Raw genomic sequence first — 23178 nt, 5'->3', positions numbered from 1 at the left:
GTTGAGATACGCATTCAAAATTGGCGATGAGCTGGTAAAAGTTGCACCGCGTAGTTTGGCTGACGAACTTGTGCTGAATATTGGCGATAAAGATTGCCGCGTGGTGTTTGAGCACGGCAAAGAAGGTCGCTGCACGCTTAGCTTAGACGGCAAAAATTACGAGTCTTGGGTGGCCAGAGATGGCGACGATATTTATATCAAAATGTCTGGTCGCTATTTCAAAGTCACTGCCTTTGACCCACGGGCAGCTGCAGCTGGCGCAAGTGTTGCGGCGGGCGCAATTAGCGCGCCGATGCCCGGTGTAGTGGTGGAAGTATTGGTTGCTGAAGGCGACGAAGTTGTCGAGGGCGCTAAACTGCTGACGATTGAGAGCATGAAGTTGCAATCGACAGTGAGAGCGGCCTGCGACGGTGTTGTTGGGCGTATACATGTAAGTGCGGGTTCTGAGTTTAACAAGGACGATGTTCTTGTTGAGATCGAAAGCAACGATTAAACCCCTTACTGTCATTCATTGAAATCGGCTGGACTATCGGCATGCGTAGAATTCAATCGCGAGTTAATGTTAATTCGCCAGAGTATCAAGAAAACCTTAAAGCCAACGAAGCGCGTTTGGGCGAGTTTCATCGTCGTCAACACGCCGCTCGCTATGAGCGTCCGCAGCGGGATTTAGACCGTTTAGAGCGCCAAGGCAAAATGCTTCCGCGCGAGCGTTTGGAGATGCTGCTCGACCCAGGTACGCCATTTCTAGAGCTATCTACTTTGGCGGCGGGTGAGCATTACGATGGCGACTCGCCATCAGCTAGCTGCATTACAGGTATCGGTATCGTTTGCGGTCGTGAAGTATTGATTCACGCCAACGACAGCACGGTAAAAGGCGGCGCTTGGTATCCAATGACAATCAAAAAGATTGTTCGCGCTATGGATATCGCGATTGAAAACCATCTGCCGGTTATTCATTTGTGTGACAGCGCCGGCGGTTTCTTGCCGCTGCAATCTGAATTGTTTGGCGACAAATATTATGCGGGCCGCATTTTCCGCAACCAAGCAATTCTCAGCAAAATGGGCTGCAAGCAGTTGTCCTTGGTATTTGGTCACTGTACGGCTGGCGGTGCTTATGTGCCGGCCTTAAGTGACTACAGTGTTATTGTGCGTGGCACCGGTGCGGTATTCCTCGGTGGACCACCGCTGGTAAAAGCGGCTACCGGTGAAGAGGTAACGGTTGAAGAATTAGGCGGTGCAGACATGCACACTTCAGTCAGCGGCACCTGTGACTACCCAGCAGAAACCGAAGAAGAAGCCATTGCCATTGGTCGCGAAATTGTTGCCCAGTGGAGCAAGAAGAAAAAGTGGGATGCCCAGCAACAAGCGCCAGAAGCACCCTATTACGACCCGAAAGAGTTGTACGGCATTATTCCTGCAAACATCAAAACGCAGTTCGATATGATGGAAGTAATAGCCCGCATCGTTGATGGCAGTCGCTTTCATGAGTATCAACCGGCCTACGGTAAAACCTTAATCTGCGGCTTTGCGCATATCTGGGGTTATAAAGTTGGCATCATTGGCAATAACGGTATTTTGTTTAACGACAGCTCTAAAAAAGCGGCGCACTTTATTCAATTGTGTAATCAAAATAAAACGCCGCTGGTGTTCTTGCAGAATATTACGGGCTACATGGTTGGCCGTGAATACGAGCGTGAAGGTATAACTAAAGACGGCGCCAAAATGATTATGGTGCAGGCTGGCAGTGAAGTGCCTAAGTTCACCATTATGACCAATGGCTCTTACGGTGCTGGTAACTACGGTATGTGTGGTCGCGCCTTTGATAGTCGCTTCCTGTTTAGCTGGCCTAATAGCGAAATTTCTGTAATGGGTGGCGAGCAGGCAGCAAAAACTTTAGCGACCATTAAAACAACGCAACTTGAGCGCGAAGGCAAAACCCTGAGCGAGGAAGAGCGCGCTAAAATTTACAGTGATGTGACCGACGACTACGAGCATCAAAGCAGCGCTTACTACACTTCATCGCTAATTTGGGATGACGGCATTATCGATCCCGCCGACACTCGTAATGCATTGGGTATGGCGATAGCCACGGCAATGAACGCACCGATTGAAGATCCGCGTTACGGCGTACTTCGCGTTTAAACAGCATTGAAAGAATTGAGGAAAAAATCATGAGCAATATGTTTGAGCTTAGTGAAGAGCATCAAGGTTTACTTGATCACGCTGACCGCATTGCACGGGATATGTTGTACCCCTTGTCTGAGCGCATGGATAACGAAGAGTGGTGGCCCTCTGAGTTGTTCCCCAAATTAGGTGAGCTCGGTTTGCTGGGCGTGACTGTTGACCCTGAGTACGGTGGTGCGGGCATGGACTTTTTGTCCTGCGGTGTTATTGCTCAGGCCTTCTCGCGCTGGAACCACGCCTTGGGTTTAAGCTGGGTGGTTCATGACAATTTGTTTGCCAATAATATTTACGCAAACGCGAGTGAGTTTCTTAAAAAGAAATACCTGCCAGAAGTGTGTGCGGGTACTAAGATTGGCGCGCTAGGTTTGACTGAGCCCGGTGCAGGTTCTGACGCCTTGGGTTCAATGCGCACCACTGCACGTAAAGACGGCGATCACTATGTTTTAAATGGCAGCAAAATTTATATCACTAATGGTCCCGTTGCCGATGTGCTATTGGTTTATGCGAAAACAGAAAAAGACGCGGGTTCAAAAGGTATTACTGCCTTTTTGGTTGAGAAAGATTTCCCTGGTTTTAAAGTGGCGCAGAAACTAACTAAGATGGGTTTCCGTGGCAGTCAAACAGCGGAACTGGTTTTCGAAGAGTGTCGCGTACCTGCAGAAAATATCGTTGGTGAATTAGGTCAGGGGCATCGCGTTGTCATGAGTGGCCTAGATCTTGAGCGCGCCATGATTAACCCAATTTGTGTTGGCATTGCCGAGCGCGCTTTGGAATTGTCGGTGGAGTACGCTAAAACTCGTCAGCAATTTGGTAAGCCAATCGCGTCATTCCAAATGGTACAAAGCCGTTTGGCAGATATGTACGCCAATGTTGAAACCATGAAACTGATGACCTACCGTGCATTGTCTGCCTGCCAGGCTGTGGGTCACGGGGAGGCCGGTCGCGGTGAAATTCATCAGTTAACTGCAGCCGCAATTATGTTTGTTGCTAATACTTTGAATAAAGTTCTAGACGACGGCGTGCAAGTACATGGCGGCAGCGGTTATATTTGGGAATCTGAAATGAATCGCTTGTTCCGCGCTACCAAGTTATTAGAAATTGGTGCAGGTACAACTGAAGTTCGTAAATTAATTATTGCCGGTGAACTGCTTCGCTAAGCAGGTGTGCATTGGCTGAGTAAAAATAATGACAAAGCCGATGACAATTCCAAATGATGCTGACTTTGCAAACTCCCCGCTGCCATTTAGCGGGGACTGTTTTAAAGGGCAGCTTGTTTTAGTTAGCGGTGGTGGTAGTGGTATCGGCAAGGCTACGGCGTGGTGTTTTGCCCGTCTTGGCGCCCATATCATTATTACCGGCCGCACCGAGCAAAAGTTAATTGATACTGTTGCTGCGCTCACCTCCGCTGGATTGTCCGCCAGCTATAAAATCCAAGATATTCGAGACTATGACGGCATTGCTGCAATGTATGCAGATATTTTTGCCGAGTTTGGCCGTCTAGATATTTTGATAAATAACGCCGGTGGTCAGTTTCCGCAATCCGCTATCGATTTTTCGAAAAACGGCTGGGACGCGGTGGTGAGTAATAACCTCAACGGCAGCTGGTATATGATGCAGCATGCGGCTCGGCAGTGGCGTGATCGCAAGCAGCAGGGCAGCATTGTAAATATTGTTGCGGTGGTTCCTCGGGGCATGAACGGTGGTGCCCATACCTGCGCTGCGCGCGCTGGTGTTATTCATCTTTCTAAAACGGTGGCGGTAGAGTGGGCAGAGTATAATATTCGTGTTAACTGTGTGGCTCCTGGCGTTATTTTTAGTGAGGGGATGCGGGCTTATAGTCCTGAAGCACTAAGCGAATTTGATAAATCCAACCCTATGAAGCGTTTTGGCACACCCTGGGATATTGCTCAGGCCTGTGTGTATCTTGGCGGCCCAAGTGGCAGTTTCATTACCGGCGAAGTGCTTACCTTAGACGGTGGTGGTCAGCTATGGGGTGATTTGTGGATGCATGGTAGACCAGATTATTTCCGTTAAAATAAATACTTTTTATCTGGGTTCAGCAAAGCTGAACCCAGAGTATTAAGAATAATTTCTTCTCTTTTTATTAAAATCCAATTCTAAAATCTAATTGGTAGGTTGTTTGGTCTGGGTGTGGTGTCTTGGTGTAGTTGCCAGGAATTAGCGGTTGATCAAGAATAAGTACGGCATCTTGTTCTTGAGTCACATTACGGGCCTGGAAGTTTACCGACCAATCACTGGATTCAGAGCGCAAACCTAGACCTATGTCGGTGCGAGTCACGGCATCTTGTAGGGTATTGGGGTCAATATCTGAGTCTAGGTAGCGTTCGTCGGTGTAGGAAATATTCATGCGCACACTACCCAGAAGATCCGCGCTGCCAAACAGTGGGAATTCCCAGCGGGGTGACAAAGAGCCAGACCAGCGCGGCGCATAAGGGAGTGGCTTGCCGCTCAAATCTTGGGTTTGATTTTGCTCAGAGGTAAAAAGTGGCGGCCCCTCAGTAAAGCTGTCGTACTTGGCGTCAAGGTAGGCGAGGCTGCCCGCAAGACTTACCCCATCAATGGGCGGTAGCCAGAAGAAGTCCATTTCTGCGCCTTGGCTTGAGGACTCTGGTGCATTGAAGGTGGTTAAGGTAACGCCGGAGAATGTGCGAATTTGCAGGTTTTTCACGTCGCTGTCGAACACCGCCATGTTCAAGGTCAAAGAACCGCCTAGTAAACGGGATTTAATACCGGCTTCATAGGTTAGGGTTTCTTCGCCTTTATAGGTCAGGTTGTTGTCGTTCAGCGGTGCGGGGTCAAAGCCGCCGGCTTTAAAGCCCTTGGCGGCGTTCACGTACACGTTCACGTCTGGAATTATTTCGTAATTAAAGGCTAGCTTTGGCGACACATTGGTTTCTTTGTTTTTCAAGTTTGGTGCGCTGAAGTCGCTTTGATTGAGTGAGCCACCGGAAATGCTGGCGCCGGCCGCGACGCGAGAGTAAGACGAACCCTCAGACTCATCTTCGCCGTAGCGTATACCTGCGGTTGCTGTTAGGCGGTCAGTCAGAATCCAATTAAATTGCGAGAAAATAGCAAAGGATTGGGTTGTAGATTGAGTGGCAGAAATATAGCGCTCCCTTTCAATAATGCCGGGAATTAGATCTGGCAGTGAGATTGGCAGGTCAATTAACAGTGGATCAAACGGCAGTTGAATGTTTTGAACAATCGCACCTGCGCGGGCAAATGCGATTAAACCGTTCAGACTCACGTCGATATCTTGGAAGACATCATTGGTGGACTCTTGCGCAAACACACCCACAACAAAGTCCATCCCTTCACCCCAGTCAAACGGCGCGTCTAAGCCGCCGGCTAAGCGAACTTCTATTGCTTCGGCGGTGTAAGGGTTGCCTTTGGGTGGTTCATTAAATGCCACCAAGGGCACTGGCGAGTAATCCACGTCTAGCGAATAGGGTGTAATCACTTCAGACCAAGACGCGATGGTGGTCAGTTCGGGGGCGGTAATGCCCATGAGTTCGTCGGGGCGCCAAATTAAACTTAAAGACGCTGCTTTTACCTCGCGGTCTGAGCGGGTTGGGGCATCAGTCGAGGTGTTTTGGTCGTAGGCGTCGGCCTCGGTTTGAGGGTCGTATTCGCGGAAAACCCTCATGCTACGGTCACTGGCAATAAATAATGACTGGGTATAACCCTTGGTGAGCGATTCAGCATACAGGCCCGTGAAATTGGCGGTTAAGGTGTCGCTTAAAAACCAGCTGAGTTTTAAGCGAACGGCCTTGTCTTCCTGGGTTTGCTGCTCGTCGCGGGTGCTGTTGTATTCAAGTGTGTCGGCGTCGTTGTAGCGAAATGCTAATCGACCGAGAAAGTTATCGCCGAAAATAGGGCCAGAAATTGCCCCTTCGACATTGTTGCTTTCAATATTCTCACCGTGACCAAATTTAATGAAGCCCTCTGGCTCGGAAGTCGGGTCCATTGTGTGGAAATTAAGTACGCCGCCTAAGGTATTTTTGCCAAATAGCGTGCCCTGGGGGCCGCGTAAGACCTCTAGGCGGTCGATATCAAATACGGCATCCTGTGCAAACGTAGAGCGCCCATAGGGCACATCGTCAATTACCAAGCCAATCGAGGGCTCAAAGCCGACGCCGAGTGGCGGCGTACCAAATCCGCGTATGGTAATGCTGGTATACAGGGCCAAAGAGGAGTCGAAACTCACGTTGGGGATGTAGCGTGTAATCTCCCCAACATCGGACAGGCCGGACTCTTGAATAAAATCCGCCCCGACAACAGAAATAGACAAGGGCACATCCTGCGCACTTTCGGCTTTTTTGTTGGCCGTAACAATCACCTCCTCGATAATACGTGGCGCTGCATGTAGCGCGCTGCTAAGCAAACCGCTGCCCGCGACGATAAGGGCCGATGTGCTAAAAAACCGAATGGCACTACGGAGCGGGTGACGATTGGGGGTGAATTGCTGGCGCATTGTGGACCTTCTATCGTTATTATAGTGGGCTTACTTTGCTGGGTGGTTACAGACTAGTAGCTTTACTAGTAGTGAAGGTAGCACTACTTAGTAGTATTTGCATGTTCGCTGGCGCGTAATTATGACCTTTGACGACAGTAAGCATGGCGTATGAGGACAGTGCGGAAGCGTATTTGTCGGGTGAGTTCGGCGCTTGAATTGGTTAATTTAGAATCGTAGCTAAGTTTTCCTGGCTGGCCCGAATCATATTGAGGCGTTAGACCCCCTCTGTTATAGTGTCGCGCTTCGTGAAGTACCCATTTTCCGCCCGTAGCTCAGCTGGATAGAGCGTTGCCCTCCGGAGGCAAAGGTCAGAGGTTCGAATCCTCTCGGGCGGGCCAAATTAAAAAGCCACCCGGTGGGTGGCTTTTTAATTTGGTTCTCCTGATCGGTGAGAACCTCTCCAGGTTCGACAAATTGCGGCAGCAATTTAGACCGCCAACAGGCGCCCCGTAGGGGGCAAAACAGCCTCAAGCTGTTTTGAGTCAATCCTCTCTCAAATCCCGCACAATTAAAGCCCCTCCCCGTGTAGCGGGTGGCTTTTTAATTTGGTTCTCCTGATCGGTGAGAACCTCTCTAGGTTCGACAAATTGCGGCAGCAATTTAGACCGCCGACAGGCGCCCCGTAGGGGGCAAAACAGCCTCAAGCTGTTTTGGGCTCTACAACATTAACGGGGGATGGCACTCATCTTGTGCCGGTTTTTTGGTTTTGGTTTGTTTGGTCAGTCAGCGCCCTCTCCTACGGGTAGGTGTGCCACGGTGGTGTGGAGCCTGTAGGAGCCCGCGCCGAGGGCGATAAATTACTCTGGCGCTATCGTGTGATTTCTCGTCAGCGCTAATGATCAATAGCAGAGTATTTTCAATTGACCCAGAGCGATCACTTCGCTAACTTTCCCGCAGGTATCAAGGAATGATGCGCGCTGACAAGGAGCGTTAGAGCAATCCCTATCGCGCAAAATCCATCTTGTCTTCACGGTTATTCCTCTACCTGGATTTCTATTTACGCTGCTTCCGCACTGGCAGCATCGATTGATAACCATTAGAAGAGGTTACCGCCTGTGAGACATCACTTTTCCAATTATTTCCCAGTCATTTTATTTTCGTCACTGCTTGCAGCATGTGGCGGTGGCAGTGGAGGTGGTGACGGAGACTCGCCCAACATCAGTCTTCCTGATGCACAGGCCGCTTCTGGCGTATTTCTTGATTCGCCGGTTCAAGGCCTGGCTTACCAAACACCGACCTATAGCGGTGTCACTGACGGAGATGGTCGCTTTCAGTATAGCGAAGGCGAGGATGTCACTTTCACCCTGTTTGGAAATACCCTCGGACCCGTTCCGGCCGCGCAGGCCATTACACCCTTTGACTTTATCGAAAATGCCCAATTTGCCGACATCGCCTTAAACCTGGTGCGGCTGCTTATTTCCGTTGACGTCGATGGTGATTTATCCACCATCAACCTGCCTGCTAGTGGCACCTCAACCATCAACTTTGATCAACCCGGCGAGAGCTTTGAGCAGGATCAAAGCGTATTGAATTTTGTCGCCAACAACTCAAATACCACGCTGGCCAGTGAATCTAACGCTCAGCAACACATTAGCGATACGCTTGAAGAATATGGCGCCAATGTTGAGGTGGATTTAAGAAATACCGTCGTTCATGCGGAGCTGATCGACGACCGCTGTCCCAATCCAGATGAGCGGGCCATCATCACTTATGAATTTACGGATACTGACGTCACCATCAGCGGCAACTACCGCTACGATGAATTTTGCAACGCCATCGACTATGGCAGCGATTTTGTCGAGCCCACACCAAACGATATACAGCCCCTGCCCAATCCGATTGCCATCGCGGATTTCATGAGCGGCGACCTAGCCAACATCTTTTACTGCGGCGATGCCATATGCTCGCTGCAGGAACTGAACCGCGTCAATGAAGACTTGGCCACAGCCCACTCAGCCGGGAGCAAACACTTCCGCGCCACCATCACCAATCGCGGTTCGATTCAACGCTACTATGTTGCACTTGAGGGCTACACCGTGAACTTCGCCGGCAGAACAGGTAGTAGTGTAATCACCACCAGCAATTGCCCCGAGTCTACCAAAGGCGGTTATGACTATGTGTTCGGCACATCGGAGTTCAGCCGCGTTGGCAGTGATGGATTTGAATCCCGCAATAACAATACCTGTGTTGTTGAGGGTGGCAGCACTAGTGTACGAAGCTATTCAGAAAACGACCCCAGTGGCGACTCGATTTTCCCTTGTGTGAATTTTCCAGTCTGTACTTACAGCGAACTCAATAGATACGATGAAGGGGTGGATGATGACAATAGAAACTTCCGCAAGGATCGTACGCACCTGGCTGGTACCAAGCAATTCTCCAGCATTTCCCAAAAAGGCGTCATTTATTACACGACTTTGACGCTGGATTGAGTCGATAGCGGCCCTCGGCGTGGACTCCTACAGGGGGCTGCGCCGTTGGGGCGCATCCCTACGCGTAGGAGCGGGCGCTGACCACGAGAACCACCAACCCAAGGTCGGCCATAGACAAGCCGCAATACTCTCAATGAGTGTTTATTTCCCTGATTTTCTCGATTAGTTTGCTGAATTCTCTGTCTAACGACCTAGCTAGTCTGTTCAACTTGCTGAGCAATGATTCCCCCGCCCCTGCTATTTCCTTGAGCGCCCAGATCAAACAAGAGCTGAGGCGGTGAGCGAGACCCGAAAAGGTATCAGGCCAAGAAAGGCAATGAATGGTAGTTGGTATGAATATGTATATCGGTCTGGATGACCAGAGCGGTTTGCTAAATGCGTCTCTTTTATTCCAAGACGAAATTAGCCTTCTCCCCACAAAATAGCCCACAATAGAGTTACAACTAACTCAGTTACTTATGTTTGGCTTATGCGTTTTACATTTTTGGGTACTAGTGCCGGTACGCCGACGGCAAGTCGCAATGTTACCGCGCTCGCTTTGGCTGTTGAGGGCAAGCGCGATTGGTATTTATTCGACTGCGGCGAGGGGACTCAGCACCGCCTATTGAAGTCGCGTTATTCCTCCGCTCGGCTTAAGGCGATTTTTATTACCCATGTCCATGGTGATCATTGCTATGGGCTGCCGGGTTTAATTGCCAGTGCAAATATGAGCGGACGAAAGGAGCCGCTGACTATTTGTGCTCCTGACGGTATTGAGCGGTATGTGCGTAACACTTTCGCGTTTACTGATGTGCATAATTTGCGCTTTCCACTATATTTTGTTCGCACTGATGACGAGGGTTTTCAGTATGACGATGGCCAGATTTCGGTGCAGGCAATTGCCATGTCGCACAGGGTCCCGTGTTTTGCATTTCAGGTAAAGGAGCATCCGGTATATCACTTGGATGAGAGTGCATTGGACGCACTAGAGGTGCCAAGAGGCCCGCTTTGGGGATTGCTGCAACAGGGCGAAAGTGTTGCTCTTGATGATGGGCGGCTTGTTCATGCCGAGCAGGTTAGATCTGCGGCGTGGGCGCCGCGCAGTGCAATTATAGGTGGCGACAATGACAAGCCAGACTTGCTTTTAAACGCGCTGCAAGAGAGTGATTTGCTCGTTCACGAGGCGACCTTTACTGAGGATGTGCTTGCCCGTGTCGGGCCGCAGTATATGCATAGCACCGCCGCGATGGTGGCAAAAACAGCAGAAAATGCCAAGCTAAAACATTTGCTTCTTACCCATTTTAGTCAGCGCTACCGATCGGGTAGTGGCGCGAAAGAGTATAGCGTTAATGATCTGTATAAAGAGGCTAAGTTATATTACCAAGGCAATTTGCAGTTGGCAGAAGACCTGCAAAGTTATCAGTTAGAAAAGGACAAAACTTTGACCCAACTTTGAGTCGGAGAGGTGTGTGCGGGAGGTGAATAGCACCTCCCGACGAGTTTTAAGCTTATTTTAGTTTTTTGTATTTGACCCGTTTTGGTCCGGCGTTTTTACCTTTCCTAGCCACAAAGTCTGCGTGGTATTCCGTGTAGTTGCCTTCAAAGAAAACGATGTCGCTGTCGCCTTCGTAGGCCAGAATGTGCGTGGCAATACGGTCGAGGAACCAGCGATCATGCGATATCACCATCGCGCAGCCGGGGAAGTCCAGCAGAGCGTCTTCGAGTGCGCGCAGAGTTTCAACGTCCAAATCGTTTGAGGGTTCGTCGAGAAGTAAAACATTGCCGCCTTCTTTTAAGGTACAAGCTAAATGCAAGCGACCGCGCTCACCACCAGACAATTCGCCAACGCGTTTTTGCTGGTCACTGCCTTTAAAGTTGAAGCGACCAATATAAGCCCGCGACGGCACCTCATAGCTGCCAATGCGCAAAATATCTTGGCCTTCCGACACGGCTTCCCATACGGTCTTTTTGTCGTCTAGGTTGTCGCGCATTTGCTCCACCGAAACCAGCTTGACAGTTTCGCCGATATCAATGGTGCCGCTGTCTGGCGCTTCTTTGCCTGTCAGCATCCGCAACAAGGTCGATTTACCCGCACCATTACCGCCGATAATGCCGACAATGGCGCCCTTGGGAATCGACATGCTCAGGTCGTTAATGAGTAGGCGGTCGCCGTAGCTTTTGCTTATGCCATTAACTTCAATAACCTTGTCGCCCAAGCGCGGTCCTGGTGGAATATAAATTTCGTTGGTTTCGCTGCGGCTTTGGAACTCCTGTGAGTTCATTTCTTCAAAGCGGGCTAAACGCGCCTTGCTTTTACTTTGGCGACCCTTGGCGTTGCTGCGCACCCACTCCAGTTCGGTGGCGATGGTCTTTTTGCGAGATGCGTCTGCTTTGGCCTCTTGCGCCAGGCGGGCGTCTTTGGCTTCTAGCCAGTCGGAGTAATTGCCCTCATAAGGAATGCCGCGACCGCGGTCTAATTCCAAAATCCAGCCGGCGGCATTGTCGAGGAAGTAGCGGTCATGGGTGATGGCCACCACGGTGCCGGGGAAGTCGCATAAAAAGCGCTCCAGCCAATGTACTGACTCTGCGTCCAAGTGGTTGGTGGGTTCGTCTAGCAACAGCATGTCGGGGTTGGATAGCAGCAGGCGACATAGCGCTACGCGGCGGCGCTCACCACCTGAAAGCGTAGTGACGTCGGCATCCCAAGGCGGCAGGCGCAGAGCGTCGGCGGCAACTTCCAATTTGTGATCTAAATTGTGGGCATCGGTGGCTTGAATAATGTCCTCAAGCTGCGCTTGGCGTTTGGCCAAGGCGTCAAAATCGGCATCGGGCTCCGCATACGCGGCATACACCTGATCTAATTCGGTGAGTGCGTTTTTGGCTTCTGCAACGCCGTCTTCCACATTGCCGCGCACATCTTTGGCGGGATCAAGCGCTGGTTCTTGCGACAAATAGCCTATTTTGGTGCCGGGCTGGGGGCGAGCTTCACCGTTAAATTCGGTGTCTACGCCGGCCATAATTCTGAGTAAGGTGGACTTACCCGAGCCGTTTAAGCCAAGTACACCGATTTTGGCACCGGGGAAAAACGACAATGAAATGTCGTGCAGAATTTCTCGCTTGGGCGGTACAACCTTGCTTACGCGGTTCATGGTAAAGACGAATTGCGCCATGCTGACTCCTGACAAAGCACTAAGCCGCCGAGATTCGGCGACAATGAAATAGGCGGAAAAGGTACCGAAAGCGGCGTGCTTCCGCAATGCTTTGTGGATGCTTGTTCTATCAATAGTGGTGTGAGGTCAGCGCAGAAAAGCTCGGCTGCGTTCCTCAGGTATGCATTGGCGTGGCAGCAGCCCTGTGGCGAGTAGTTGGGCTAGTGGTATCGGTTTGCGAATAATTGCTTTGCAAGCTGGCTTTGATGGTATTAATCGGTGCCGATAACGCACATTTATTGTACAATGCGCGGCTTTTCAAAGCCTGTGTATGCCTCGGGGGTAGTGATGTTTAGCAAAGAGATGACAATTGCCGGTTTCGACGACGAAATCTGGTCTGCGATTCAGGAAGAAGAAGTGCGTCAAGAAGAGCATATCGAGCTGATCGCTTCTGAAAACTACACCAGCCCAGCAGTAATGCAGGCGCAGGGTACGGTTCTGACTAATAAGTACGCCGAAGGTTATCCTGGCAAGCGTTACTATGGCGGTTGTGAATACGTCGACAAGGCCGAAAATCTGGCTATTGAGCGCGCAAAAGCGTTATTCGGTGCAGATTACGCCAATGTTCAGCCCCACTCAGGTTCACAGGCCAATGGCGCGGTATACCAAGCGCTGGTATCACCAGGCGACACCGTGTTGGGCATGAGCTTAGATGCTGGTGGTCACTTAACTCACGGTGCCAAGCCTAACTTCTCAGGCAAGACTTATAACGCGGTTCAGTACGGTTTGAATAATGAGACCGGCGAGATCGACTACGCTCAGGTTGAGGCGCTTGCTCTTGAGCACAAGCCAAAAATGATCGTGGCGGGTTTCTCTGCTTACTCAGGTATTGTTGATTGGGCAAAATTCCGTGAAATCGCCGATATGGTCGGTGCCTACCTGATGGTAGACATGGCCCACGTTGCCGGTTTGGTGGCGGCGGGGATTTACCCCAACCCAATGAAATACGCAGACGTGGTTACCACCACAACCCATAAAACCCTGCGCGGTCCACGCGGTGGTTTGATTCTGGCCAAAGCCAACGAAGAGATCGAAAAGAAACTGAACTCAGCGGTATTCCCCGGTGGTCAGGGCGGTCCTTTAATGCACGTAATCGCAGCAAAAGCGGTTAGCTTTAAAGAAGCGATGGCGCCTGAGTACGTGGCCTATCAAAAGCAGGTTGTCGCTAACGCAAAAGCAATGGCAAAAACCTTTATCGAGCGCGGCATTAACATCGTGTCTGGCGGTACCGAAAACCACCTGATGCTAGTTGATCTAATCGGTAAGTCATACACCGGTAAAGACGCTGATGCAGCGCTGGGTGCGGCAAATATCACCGTGAACAAAAACGCGGTGCCAAACGACCCGCGTTCACCGTTCATCACCAGCGGCCTGCGCGTTGGTACACCTGCAGTAACGACCCGCGGTTTTAAAGAAGCGGAGTGTATCGAATTGGCAAACTGGATGTGCGACGTGCTAGAAGCACTGGAAGCCGGCGACGCCACCGCTAAAATCGAAGAAGTGAAAGCGAAGGTGCTGGAAATCTGTAAACGCTTCCCGGTTTACGCATAACGCTGGACGGGAGACGGGAGGCGCAAGGGCCAGCGCGGCGTAGCCGCGTAATTCTTGGCGTCTCCCGTCTCCCGTCAAGCATCTCCCGCTCCTGTGCTAAACTTTCGGTCAATCATTACCGCCTCGAGGCACTCTCATGCGCTGTCCGTTTTGCAATTTTGACGATACCAAAGTAATCGACTCCCGCTTAGTTGCCGAGGGTGGTCAGGTTCGTCGTCGTCGCGAGTGTTTGTCTTGTTCTGAGCGGTTTACGACCTACGAAAGCGCCGAGTTATTGATGCCTAAAATCATCAAAACCGATGGTTCGCGGGAGCCCTTCGACGAGGCAAAGTTGCGGTCTGGGGTGTTAAAGGCACTCGAAAAACGGCCGGTCAGTGTTGAGCATATCGAAGCTGAAATCAGTGGGATTAAGCGTCGCTTGCAGGCCACCGGTGAGCGCGAGATAGACAGCCGCGATGTGGGTGAGCAGGTGATGGAGGCTTTAAAGGCCTTAGACCATGTTGCCTATGTTCGTTTTGCCTCGGTCTATCGCAGCTTCCAAGATTTAGATGAATTCCGCGCAGAAATTGATCGCCTGTCTGCGGAGCCCCGTTCTGGGCTCATTGATTAATCATGAGTTTTACTGATTTTGACCGGCAGATGATGGCGGAGGCCCTGCGCTTGGCAGAGCACGGCCGCTATTCTACCAGTCCAAATCCCCGTGTTGGCTGCGTCATTTGCAGGGATGATCAGATCGTGTCGCGGGGCTGGCATCAACGCGCTGGCGAGGGCCATGCCGAGGTGAAAGCCCTTGAGCAGCTTAGTGATGCGCGGGCGGCCACGGCCTATGTCACTCTTGAGCCCTGTAGTCATCAGGGGCGAACTCCGCCCTGTGCCGACACCTTAATTAATGCCGGCGTGAGTCGCGTAGTTGTTGCAGTAGAAGACCCCAATCCGCTGGTGGCGGGGCGCGGCATTATGCGTCTGCGCGAAGCGGGTATTCAGGTCGATGTGGGCTTAATGGCCGCTCAGGCCGAAGCATTAAATATTGGTTTTATGCGCCGTATGCGCGGCGGTTTGCCGTGGTTGCGCTTAAAGTCAGCCAGCAGTATTGATGGCAGAACGGCGATGGCGTCTGGCGAAAGTCAGTGGATCACCGGCCCAGCAGCACGGGCTGATGTGCAAAAATTGCGCGCCCAAAGCTGCGCAATACTAAGTGGCGTAGAAACCATTTTGCACGACGACGCCGCGCTGACTGTTAGAGGCGAGAGCTTTTCGGCGGACGATCCTTCGGCGTCAGTACTTGAAGGTCAGTGGCGTCAACCGTTACGGCTTATTGTTGATTCTGCATTGCGCACGCCGGTAGATGCGAGCTTATTTAAAGCCGGTGGTGAGGTGGTCATCGCCACGCGGGTGGCAAATAGCAAACGCCACCAAGCGCTGATAGCCGCTGGCGCAACGGTTGTCGTGCTGGAAGATGACGGTCACGGCAAGGTATCGCTACCTGCCGTGATGCAGTATCTGGCTGATCGCAGTTGCAACGAAGTTCTCCTAGAAGCGGGCGCGATATTGGCCGGTGCCGTGCTGCGGGCGGGCTTGGTCGATGAGTGGTTTGTGTATATGGCCCCATGTTTAATGGGTAGCAGCGGCAGACCCTTAATTGACTGGCCGATGGCGGCGATGTCAGAGCAACAGGCTGTTGATATTATCGACATTCGCGCGGTGGGCAAAGATTGGCGAATACAGTGCCGCGTGCCCAAGCGTGATGGCAGTGTTGTGGAGCAGTCATAAATGTTCACCGGCATTATTGAAGCGCTAGGTAACATTGCCGCTATTGAAAAACGCGGCGGCGATATGCGCTTGCAGGTTAACAGCGCGACGCTGCCAATGGCCGAGGTAAAGCTCGGTGATAGCATCGCCACTAATGGCGTATGTTTGACGGTTGTTTCACTATTGAACAATGGCTTTTGGGCAGATGTCTCAAATGAAACCTTGTCCCTAAGTAGCTTCGCGAGTGCCAAGGTGGGGCAGGTGGTAAATCTAGAGCGGGCGATGCTGGCGAGCAGCCGCTTAGATGGTCATATAGTCAGCGGTCACGTAGATGGACTTGGGCAGATTGTAAATTGCGCTAGTGATGCGCGATCAATTCGCCTCACTATCGAAGCGCCGGCTAATTTGGCGCACTATATTGCCACCAAGGGATCAATTTGTGTCGATGGGGTGAGCCTCACCGTTAACCGCGTAGAAGGCAGCGTGTTTGAATTAAATATTGTGCCCCACACTGCGGCGCAAACGATTATTCAGCACTACCGCGCTGGCACAGCGGTAAATTTGGAAGTAGACCTGCTTGCGCGTTATCTTGAGCGACTATTGCAGGCAAAGCAGCCGGTGAGAAATGGGATTTCTATGGCCACCTTGGCCGACAATGGATTTTTGAGAGCGCGCAAATAAGCGTGGCTAAAAAGGCATAACTATGGCGATAAGCAAAATAGAAGACCTGATTCAGGATATCCGTCTGGGTAAGATGGTGATATTGATGGACGACGAGGACCGCGAAAACGAAGGCGATCTTGTCATGGCCGCTGAGTGCGTGCGTCCGCAAGACATCAATTTCATGGCCAAATACGGTCGCGGTTTAATTTGTATGCCGATGACCCGCGAGCGCTGCAAACAGCTAAATCTGCCGTTAATGGTAGACCGTAACGCATCCGGTTTTGGCACCAAATTTACCCTGTCGATTGAAGCCACCAAGGGTGTAACCACGGGGATTTCTGCGGCGGATCGTGCGCACACTGTTCGCACTGCGGCGGCGCGTAACGCCGTTGCTGCGGATATCGTTCAGCCGGGCCATATCTTCCCGCTGATGTCTGAGCCGGGCGGTGTACTCAGTCGCGCCGGTCACACCGAGGCCGCCTGCGACTTGTCGCGTTTGGCAGGTTTTGAAGCCACCGGCGTTATCTGCGAAATCATGAACGAAGACGGCACAATGGCCCGTCGCGAAGACCTAGAAATCTTCGCCGCCGAGCACGACTTAAAAATGGGCACCATCGCCGACCTGATTCACTACCAAGTCCTGCACGAACAAACCATTGAAAAAATTAGCAGCGGGACTATCACCACCGATTTTGGCGACTTTACCCTGAATGCGTATAAAGATTCCGTCGCAGGGGAAATTCATTTCGCTGTTTTGAAAGGTGAGATTAGCGCCAACACGCCAACCTTGGCACGGGTGCACTTGGGTTCCTCGGTGCGCGACTTATTGCAAACCCAGCCGCCAGGTCTGACCACTGGCTGGAATATGCACCGCAGCCTAGAAACCATTGCCGCCCACGGTGGTGTGGTGGTCCTGCTGGCAAACCGCGAAACCCCAGAGTCAATTTTAACCGAGCTGGGTATTGCCCAAGGAACCCAACCGCCATTGCAGGGCGACAGCGTGCAGTATCAAACCACGTATTTTAATGTGGGTTTGGGCTCGCAAATATTGCGTGACGTTGGCGTTGGTAAAATTCGTTTAATGGGCGCGCCGGTTAAATACAATGCAATTTCTGGTTTCGATTTAGAAGTGGTCGAGTTTGTCAGCCCCGATAATATTGCAGCGGCGGCAGAATAAAAAAGACGCAGGCAGATGCCGCGTTTGTAAATATTGAAAGGAAAAGAACATGAAAACTATCGAAGGTAATTTTGTCGCGGCGGCAGGAAAATACGCAATCGTTGTTGGCCGCTGGAACAGCTTTGTGGTTGAAAGTTTGTTAGAAGGGGCGTTAGATGCGCTGCGTCGTCACGGCGTGAGCGAAGACAATGTCACGATTATACGTGCCCCAGGTGCCTTTGAAATTCCATTGGTATGTCAAAAAGTTGCCGACAGCAAAAACTACGACGCCATTATTGCCCTAGGCGCAGTAATTCGCGGCGGCACCCCACACTTTGAATACGTTGCGGGTGAATGCGTAAAAGGTTTGGCGCAGGTTTCTATGCAATACAGTGTGCCGGTGGCATTTGGTGTGCTGACGGTCGACACTATTGAGCAAGCCATCGAGCGTGCCGGCACTAAGGCTGGCAACAAAGGCGAAGAGGCGGCGATGTCAGCTATCGAGATGGTCAGTCTTCTCAAGCAGCTATAATTTGCTTTGAAAAGCTGGGCAGTAGCCCAGCATTGTTTCGTGCGGCCCCCACGCGGTAGCACGGTTTTTTAATTGTGGTTTTACCCACTGAACATGAGAATATTTTGTGGCTAATCGTCTTCAGAATCCATCCCGCAATCAGCTAGCGGCAGACCGACGCAAGGCGCGTCACTATGCAATGCAGGCTTTATATCAATGGCATATGGCCGGCCAAGCATTGAACGAAATCGAAGCGCAGTTTCACACTGACTACGATATGAGCCATGTCGACAAAGAATTTTTTCACGACCTTGTGCACAATATTCCCGCGCAACTAACCGCCCTACATGGTTTGTTTGAAAAACATCTGGATCGAAAATTAAGCGATCTCGACCCTATTGAGTTGTGCTTATTGCGTATGGGTTCTTATGAATTGCTGCGCCGTATCGATGTGCCGTATAAGGTCGCTATCAATGAAACCATAAACCTCGGTAAGCGCTTTGGTGCTACTGACGGCTACCGTTATTTAAACGGCGTGCTTGATCGGGTGGCCGTTGAGTGCCGCGCCGTCGAAGTGGCTGCAGAAAAAGGCAGGGCGTCAGCACCTGTTAAGCCAGACACCGACCAAGAATAGTTTGCATTAGCTATTATGCCGGCAACTGAATTCGACATAATCCAACGTTATTTTCGCGAGGGCGCCGGCAAAGTTTCCGACACCCATGCGAAGACGGTTCGCTGCGGAATAGGTGATGATTGCGCGGTATTGGCAATTCCCGCCGGCGAAGAATTGCTGCTGTCGGTAGATACCTTAGTTGAATCTGTTCACTTCCCTAAAGCATATTCCCCCGCCCTGTTGGCGCGGCGTGCTTTAGCCGTGTGCGTGAGTGATTTGGCGGCAAGCGGCGCATCGCCACTGGCTTTTACTCTGGCGCTTACATTGCCGGTGGTAGATGAAAACTGGTTATGCGAATTTTCTGCGGCACTTGCACAGGCGGCGAGCGAGTTTGGTGTGGTGCTGGTTGGTGGCGACACCACACGCGGGCCTCTGTGTATGAGCCTGCAGGTGATGGGTTCTGCGCCTGCCGGACAGGCTTTATTGCGCAGCGGTGCGCAAATTGGTGATCTTATTTATGTGTCTGGCAGCGTGGGTGATGCCCATGCGGCACTGGCTTGTCTCGGTCAAGCTCCGCAAAACTTAAATGACGATCAGCGCTATTTATTGGCGCGCTACCACGCGCCGACGCCGCGTTTGGCGCTGGGTTTCAAGCTGCGCAATTTGGCGACGGCGGCTATTGATATTTCCGATGGCCTCGCCGCAGATTTAACGCATATAGTAAATGCCAGTGGCGTAGCAGCTGTTTTGAATTTGCAAAATTTACCAATATCACCGGCATTGCAGCGCACGGGCGATGCGGTAGATTCGGCGCTAAGTGGCGGCGACGACTACGAGCTGTGTTTTACGGTTCCTGCCTCACGTCGCGCCGACATCGCGGTGCTGAGTGAAAGTTTGAATTTGGCGCTCACCGAAGTCGGGTATATAGAAGCGGGCAGTGGCTTGCGCTGCTACGACGCGCAACAAAATTTGTACTCACCTCGCGGTGGTTACCAACACTTTTAAAACTGGGCTACTTTATTTATGGCAACAAAAATTCCAGTTTCATTGTTAAAGAATCCGGTGCATTTGCTTTCCGTCGGTTTGGGTAGCGGCTTGGCAACAAAAGCCCCTGGCACCTTTGGTACACTTGCGGCGCTACCATTTTGGTTTTTGCTGCAATACCTGTCGCCTGCAAATTACATTATCGCGCTGCTTATCGCCTTTGCAGCGGGGGTGTATTTCTGTGGAGAAACCGCAAAAGCCCTAGGCGTGCATGACCACGGTGGCATTGTGTGGGATGAGTTTGTCGGTCTTTGGATCGCCCTATTTTTAGTGCCGCCAAATATCTTCTGGGTCGCGCTGGGTTTTGGCCTGTTTCGACTTTTTGATATCTGGAAGCCTTGGCCGATTCGTGTGCTAGACGCAAAAGTGCACGGCGGTCTAGGCATTATGATCGACGATGTATTGGCCGGCGTGTATGCCTTTTTAGTGCTGCAGCTGTGCTTTGTATTAAGTTAATAACCAATTTGGCTATTGGCGAATTAGAACATTAAGAGGGAATCATGGTTACCTTAGGCACCCCCTTCAGTGACACCGCATGTAAAGTTTTGCTCTGCGGCGCTGGCGAACTTGGTAAAGAAGTCGCAATTGAATTGCAGCGTTTGGGCGTAGAAGTGATTGCCTGCGACCGCTACGAAAATGCGCCGGCTATGCAAGTGGCAGATCGCAGCTATACCTTCTCGATGTTAGACGGTGCGGAATTGCGACGGGTCATTGAGCTTGAAAAGCCCGATTACATCGTGCCAGAGATTGAGGCTATCGCGACTGACACCCTCGTTGAATTAGAACGCGAAGGTTTTAACGTTGTGCCAACGGCGCGGGCTGCCCAGCTCACTATGAATCGCGAAGGCATTCGTCGTTTGGTAGCGGAGAAATTAGCGCTGCCAACCTCTAGTTACCGCTTTGCCGACAGTAAAGAAGAGTTCGACGCCGCAATTGCAGAAATTGGCTTGCCTTGTGTCGTCAAGCCAATAATGAGCTCGTCAGGCAAGGGGCAGAGCTTAGTAAAACGCTTGACCGATGTAGACGCCGCATGGAACTACGCACAAGAAGGCGGTCGCGCCGGCGCGGGTCGGGTTATTGTAGAGGGCTTTGTCGATTTCGATTATGAAATAACCTTGCTCACAATTCGTCATCGCGGCAACAACGAAGACACCACTACAAGCTATTGCGCTCCCATTGGCCACTTACAAAAAGATGGCGACTATCAAGAGTCATGGCAACCGCAACCGATGTCAGAAACAGCCCTGTTGCGCTCCCAGCAAATTGCAGAGCAAGTCACTAGCGCCCTCGGTGGCTGGGGCTTGTTCGGCGTAGAGTTGTTTGTGAAAGGTGACGAGGTCATCTTTAGCGAAGTCTCGCCCCGCCCCCACGACACCGGCTTGGTCACTCTTATATCCCAAGACCTGTCGGAATTTGCGCTGCACGCCCGCGCTATTCTCGGCTTACCCATCCCCAATATTCAACAAAACGGCCCCTCGGCCTCGGCGGTCATATTAGTAGAAGGCGAATCTAAGCGAGTTTCCTTCGGCAACCTTGAATACGCTCTAGAGGCGCCAGACACCCAGCTGCGCTTATTCGGCAAGCCCGAGGTGAGCGGAAAACGCCGGATGGGAGTTGGCTTGGCGCGGGGAGGAGATATAAAAGCAGCAAGAGAAAAAGCCTTGGCCGTCGTGGGTGCGGTGACAATAGGGCTATAAATGTCTCGATATAGCCGTTTCTGTGGTGTGAAGATGCCGTGCCTTGTTTGCATGCGGGGCATCTGCTACTATCCGCGGCTTCATTTTCAAGCTACTCCTCACAAGTCGGTCCTTGATTAAAAAACACAAAGTTACAAGCTTGCTTATACGAGTGTGGTGTTTTCCCCGTGTAATAAGGACTGTTGTATGGTGCGCAAAGAAGAGAAATCTGCATTGAATATTCTAGCGATGATCAATGACCGAAGTACCATAATGAGTAAGGTGGTTAGTATATCCAGTTTACTGGTTCTGGCTGCCTGTTCATCTACTCCTGATGCCAATATAGATCGCGACGGCCTGGTGCGTAGCGAGGTGGTTCGCCCAAGCCCTGCCTCTGGGGAAGTCTTGCCCGCGCCGGTGTCAGGTATTGAAAATACAAAGTCTACTTACTATTACTCTGATATTGTCGGTGCCGATGCCATTACCGAGGGCGCTGAACTGCGTAATACCGCACCTGACGGCTCGGCGGAGCCAGATATTTCACTGGGTGGCTTGGATGACGCGATACAAGTTCAAGGTGTGCGCAGCGGAGTGGGAGATACGCTAAGCTTTGATGAGGCGCTCGCCTTAGTTTGGGAAGATCACCCCAAAGTAATTAAGGCGCTTACGGAGCTGGAGGCGACAGATTATGACCTTAAAGGCGCAAAGACAGGTTATTACCCGTATTTGTCGGTGACGTCTATTGAAGCCAGTAACGACGCTTCTAGTACGCAATTAAATCTCGTTCAGCCCATCTGGGATGGCGGACTTACTACAGCCGAAGTTAGTGAGGCGCGAGGCCTGCAAAAGGCCGCTATTGCCAGCCTAAACCAGGTGCGTTTAGATCTTGCGATTGAAACCTCGGAATCTTACCTCAATGTGCTGCTGGCCGAAGAGCAGGGGCGTCTTTGGGGGCGCTATATGGCTAGCCTAGAAGGTTTGCTCAATGCGATTAAGCGCAGAGCAGACAAAGGCGCATCGCCGATGATTGATATACAAACAGCGGTGTCGCGCCTTAGTCAGGCCAAGGCGGGCTTTGCTGCCAGCAAAGCAACGCTGTTGACTAATAGGTTGCACCTGTCTTCATTGCTACATATTCCCTTTGACGAGCTGAGTTGGCCTGGCGACCCATACCGTTTGACCGATGGTGAGGTTGCAGTAGCTAGGCAGCAGCTTAATTTCACGGCGCACCCTGCTGGACAGGCGGTGCTGGCAGAAATTGAAATTCAGCGTGCCAGAGTCAAAGCTGCCAAGGCGGCATTATTCCCAACAGTCAGCTTGCAATACAGCAATCAGCTAGATCAATCTGCTGGTGATTTCACACCAGACTCGTCAACCCAGTTAGTCTTGCAATATAACACCGGTAGCGGTTTGCGTGGCGTAGCGAGTTATCAGGCAGTTGAGCACCGTTTGCGAGGCGCCTTCCAAGATCTAGCGTTTGCACGCCGCGATGTTGGCGATATCATCTCCACCGCTTACGCAGAGCGTCAAGTTGCCTTGCAACAATTTAGTGCTCAGGTAGAGGCTGCTGAATCGTCCGTTGTGTTGGTGGACAGCTTTTTGCGTCAGTTCAAGGTGGGGCGCAAGCAGTGGATCGAGGTGCTCAATGCCCATCGTGAAGCTCATGAGGCTTTGCTCCAGATATCTGTGATTAAAAGAAATTATTGGTCTGCCAATATGCGCTTGGCGCTCCACGGAATGGTTTGGGGGCGGATAAGTAATTTGGTGCCGCCAACTGACATTAAATTTGAAACTCAGTAGTGTCACGCACAGTAATAATTTATTGCGGACGTTTTGTCATTACTAGCATTCAAACAAATAGATATATACAAGAGGTA

General features: G+C 51.3%; 19 protein-coding genes and 1 tRNA gene. 18 read left to right on the top strand and 2 right to left on the bottom strand.

Translation table 11 applies throughout. From position 1 onward, the window contains the following. Position 1 precedes the first annotated feature (1 nt). The 4 genes from C0068_RS10760 to C0068_RS10745 are packed head-to-tail and all read left to right on the top strand — an operon-like array spanning position 2 to position 4218. Positions 2-493 (top strand): acyl-CoA carboxylase biotin carboxyl carrier protein subunit, encoded by a 492-nt coding sequence (locus C0068_RS10760; protein WP_103684499.1) that lies wholly within the window; start codon positions 2-4, stop codon positions 491-493. A 41-nt stretch (positions 494-534) separates the two neighbouring features. Beyond that, positions 535-2142, top strand: a complete 1608-nt coding sequence (locus tag C0068_RS10755) for an acyl-CoA carboxylase subunit beta (protein ID WP_103684498.1) — start codon at positions 535-537, stop codon at positions 2140-2142. Positions 2143-2171: 29 nt separating this feature from the next. Continuing rightward, entirely contained in the window at positions 2172-3341 is a 1170-nt protein-coding gene (locus tag C0068_RS10750; RefSeq protein ID WP_103684497.1) for an acyl-CoA dehydrogenase family protein, read from the top strand. Between the two features lie 28 nt (positions 3342-3369). After that, on the top strand, positions 3370-4218 hold the full coding sequence (locus tag C0068_RS10745; RefSeq protein ID WP_103684496.1) for an SDR family oxidoreductase: 849 nt from the start codon (positions 3370-3372) through the stop codon (positions 4216-4218). A gap of 70 nt (positions 4219-4288) precedes the next feature. Here C0068_RS10745 and C0068_RS10740 read toward each other — a convergent pair whose 3' ends face one another. Continuing rightward, positions 4289-6679 carry a TonB-dependent receptor gene (locus tag C0068_RS10740; RefSeq protein WP_103684495.1) on the bottom strand — a complete coding sequence of 797 codons (2391 nt, stop codon included), beginning with the start codon at positions 6677-6679 and terminating at the stop codon, positions 4289-4291. 303 nt (positions 6680-6982) lie between these two features. On the opposite strand from C0068_RS10740, the gene C0068_RS10735 reads away from it, so the two are divergent. The 3 genes from C0068_RS10735 (at position 6983) to C0068_RS10725 (ending at position 10585) form a co-directional block, all read left to right on the top strand. After that, positions 6983-7059: transfer RNA gene (locus C0068_RS10735), tRNA-Arg, on the top strand. A 717-nt stretch (positions 7060-7776) separates the two neighbouring features. Next, the gene (locus C0068_RS10730) at positions 7777-9150 is read left to right on the top strand and encodes a hypothetical protein (protein WP_103684494.1); all 1374 of its coding nucleotides are present in this window, start codon (positions 7777-7779) and stop codon (positions 9148-9150) included. A 469-nt stretch (positions 9151-9619) separates the two neighbouring features. Beyond that, positions 9620-10585 (top strand): ribonuclease Z, encoded by a 966-nt coding sequence (locus tag C0068_RS10725; RefSeq protein ID WP_103684493.1) that lies wholly within the window; start codon positions 9620-9622, stop codon positions 10583-10585. A 52-nt stretch (positions 10586-10637) separates the two neighbouring features. Here C0068_RS10725 and ettA read toward each other — a convergent pair whose 3' ends face one another. Beyond that, complete coding sequence (gene ettA / locus C0068_RS10720; protein ID WP_103684492.1) at positions 10638-12299, bottom strand: energy-dependent translational throttle protein EttA; 1662 nt, start codon at positions 12297-12299, stop codon at positions 10638-10640. Between the two features lie 327 nt (positions 12300-12626). On the opposite strand from ettA, the gene glyA reads away from it, so the two are divergent. From glyA to C0068_RS10665, 11 genes are all read left to right on the top strand, one after another. Then, on the top strand, positions 12627-13889 hold the full coding sequence (gene glyA / locus C0068_RS10715) for a serine hydroxymethyltransferase (RefSeq protein ID WP_103684537.1): 1263 nt from the start codon (positions 12627-12629) through the stop codon (positions 13887-13889). A 136-nt stretch (positions 13890-14025) separates the two neighbouring features. Next, entirely contained in the window at positions 14026-14499 is a 474-nt protein-coding gene (nrdR, locus tag C0068_RS10710) for a transcriptional regulator NrdR (protein ID WP_103684491.1), read from the top strand. 2 nt (positions 14500-14501) lie between these two features. Beyond that, complete coding sequence (gene ribD, locus C0068_RS10705; RefSeq protein ID WP_103684490.1) at positions 14502-15659, top strand: bifunctional diaminohydroxyphosphoribosylaminopyrimidine deaminase/5-amino-6-(5-phosphoribosylamino)uracil reductase RibD; 1158 nt, start codon at positions 14502-14504, stop codon at positions 15657-15659. Continuing rightward, positions 15660-16319 (top strand): riboflavin synthase, encoded by a 660-nt coding sequence (locus tag C0068_RS10700; protein WP_103684489.1) that lies wholly within the window; start codon positions 15660-15662, stop codon positions 16317-16319. It abuts the gene before it with no gap. 22 nt (positions 16320-16341) lie between these two features. After that, complete coding sequence (gene ribBA, locus C0068_RS10695; RefSeq protein ID WP_103684488.1) at positions 16342-17478, top strand: bifunctional 3,4-dihydroxy-2-butanone-4-phosphate synthase/GTP cyclohydrolase II; 1137 nt, start codon at positions 16342-16344, stop codon at positions 17476-17478. Between the two features lie 49 nt (positions 17479-17527). Continuing rightward, positions 17528-17989: a 6,7-dimethyl-8-ribityllumazine synthase gene (ribH, locus tag C0068_RS10690; protein ID WP_103684487.1), complete on the top strand. Its 462-nt coding sequence runs from the start codon at positions 17528-17530 to the stop codon at positions 17987-17989. Between the two features lie 106 nt (positions 17990-18095). After that, complete coding sequence (gene nusB / locus C0068_RS10685; protein WP_103684486.1) at positions 18096-18602, top strand: transcription antitermination factor NusB; 507 nt, start codon at positions 18096-18098, stop codon at positions 18600-18602. 15 nt (positions 18603-18617) lie between these two features. After that, on the top strand, positions 18618-19586 hold the full coding sequence (gene thiL / locus C0068_RS10680; RefSeq protein ID WP_103684485.1) for a thiamine-phosphate kinase: 969 nt from the start codon (positions 18618-18620) through the stop codon (positions 19584-19586). 18 nt (positions 19587-19604) lie between these two features. Then, a complete protein-coding gene (locus C0068_RS10675; protein ID WP_103684484.1) occupies positions 19605-20081 on the top strand; it encodes a phosphatidylglycerophosphatase A family protein in 477 nt (158 codons plus the stop codon). Positions 20082-20125: 44 nt separating this feature from the next. Beyond that, positions 20126-21322, top strand: a complete 1197-nt coding sequence (gene purT / locus C0068_RS10670; RefSeq protein WP_103684483.1) for a formate-dependent phosphoribosylglycinamide formyltransferase — start codon at positions 20126-20128, stop codon at positions 21320-21322. Positions 21323-21508: 186 nt separating this feature from the next. Further along, entirely contained in the window at positions 21509-23101 is a 1593-nt protein-coding gene (locus tag C0068_RS10665; RefSeq protein WP_103684482.1) for a TolC family protein, read from the top strand. Positions 23102-23178: the final 77 nt, after the last annotated feature.

The sequence above is a fragment of the Zhongshania marina genome (genome assembly GCF_002915595.1).
Taxonomy (GTDB): domain Bacteria; phylum Pseudomonadota; class Gammaproteobacteria; order Pseudomonadales; family Spongiibacteraceae; genus Spongiibacter; species Spongiibacter marinus_B.
Note: the sequence above shows the minus strand (reverse complement) of the source record. Positions and strands in the feature narration are given on the sequence as shown.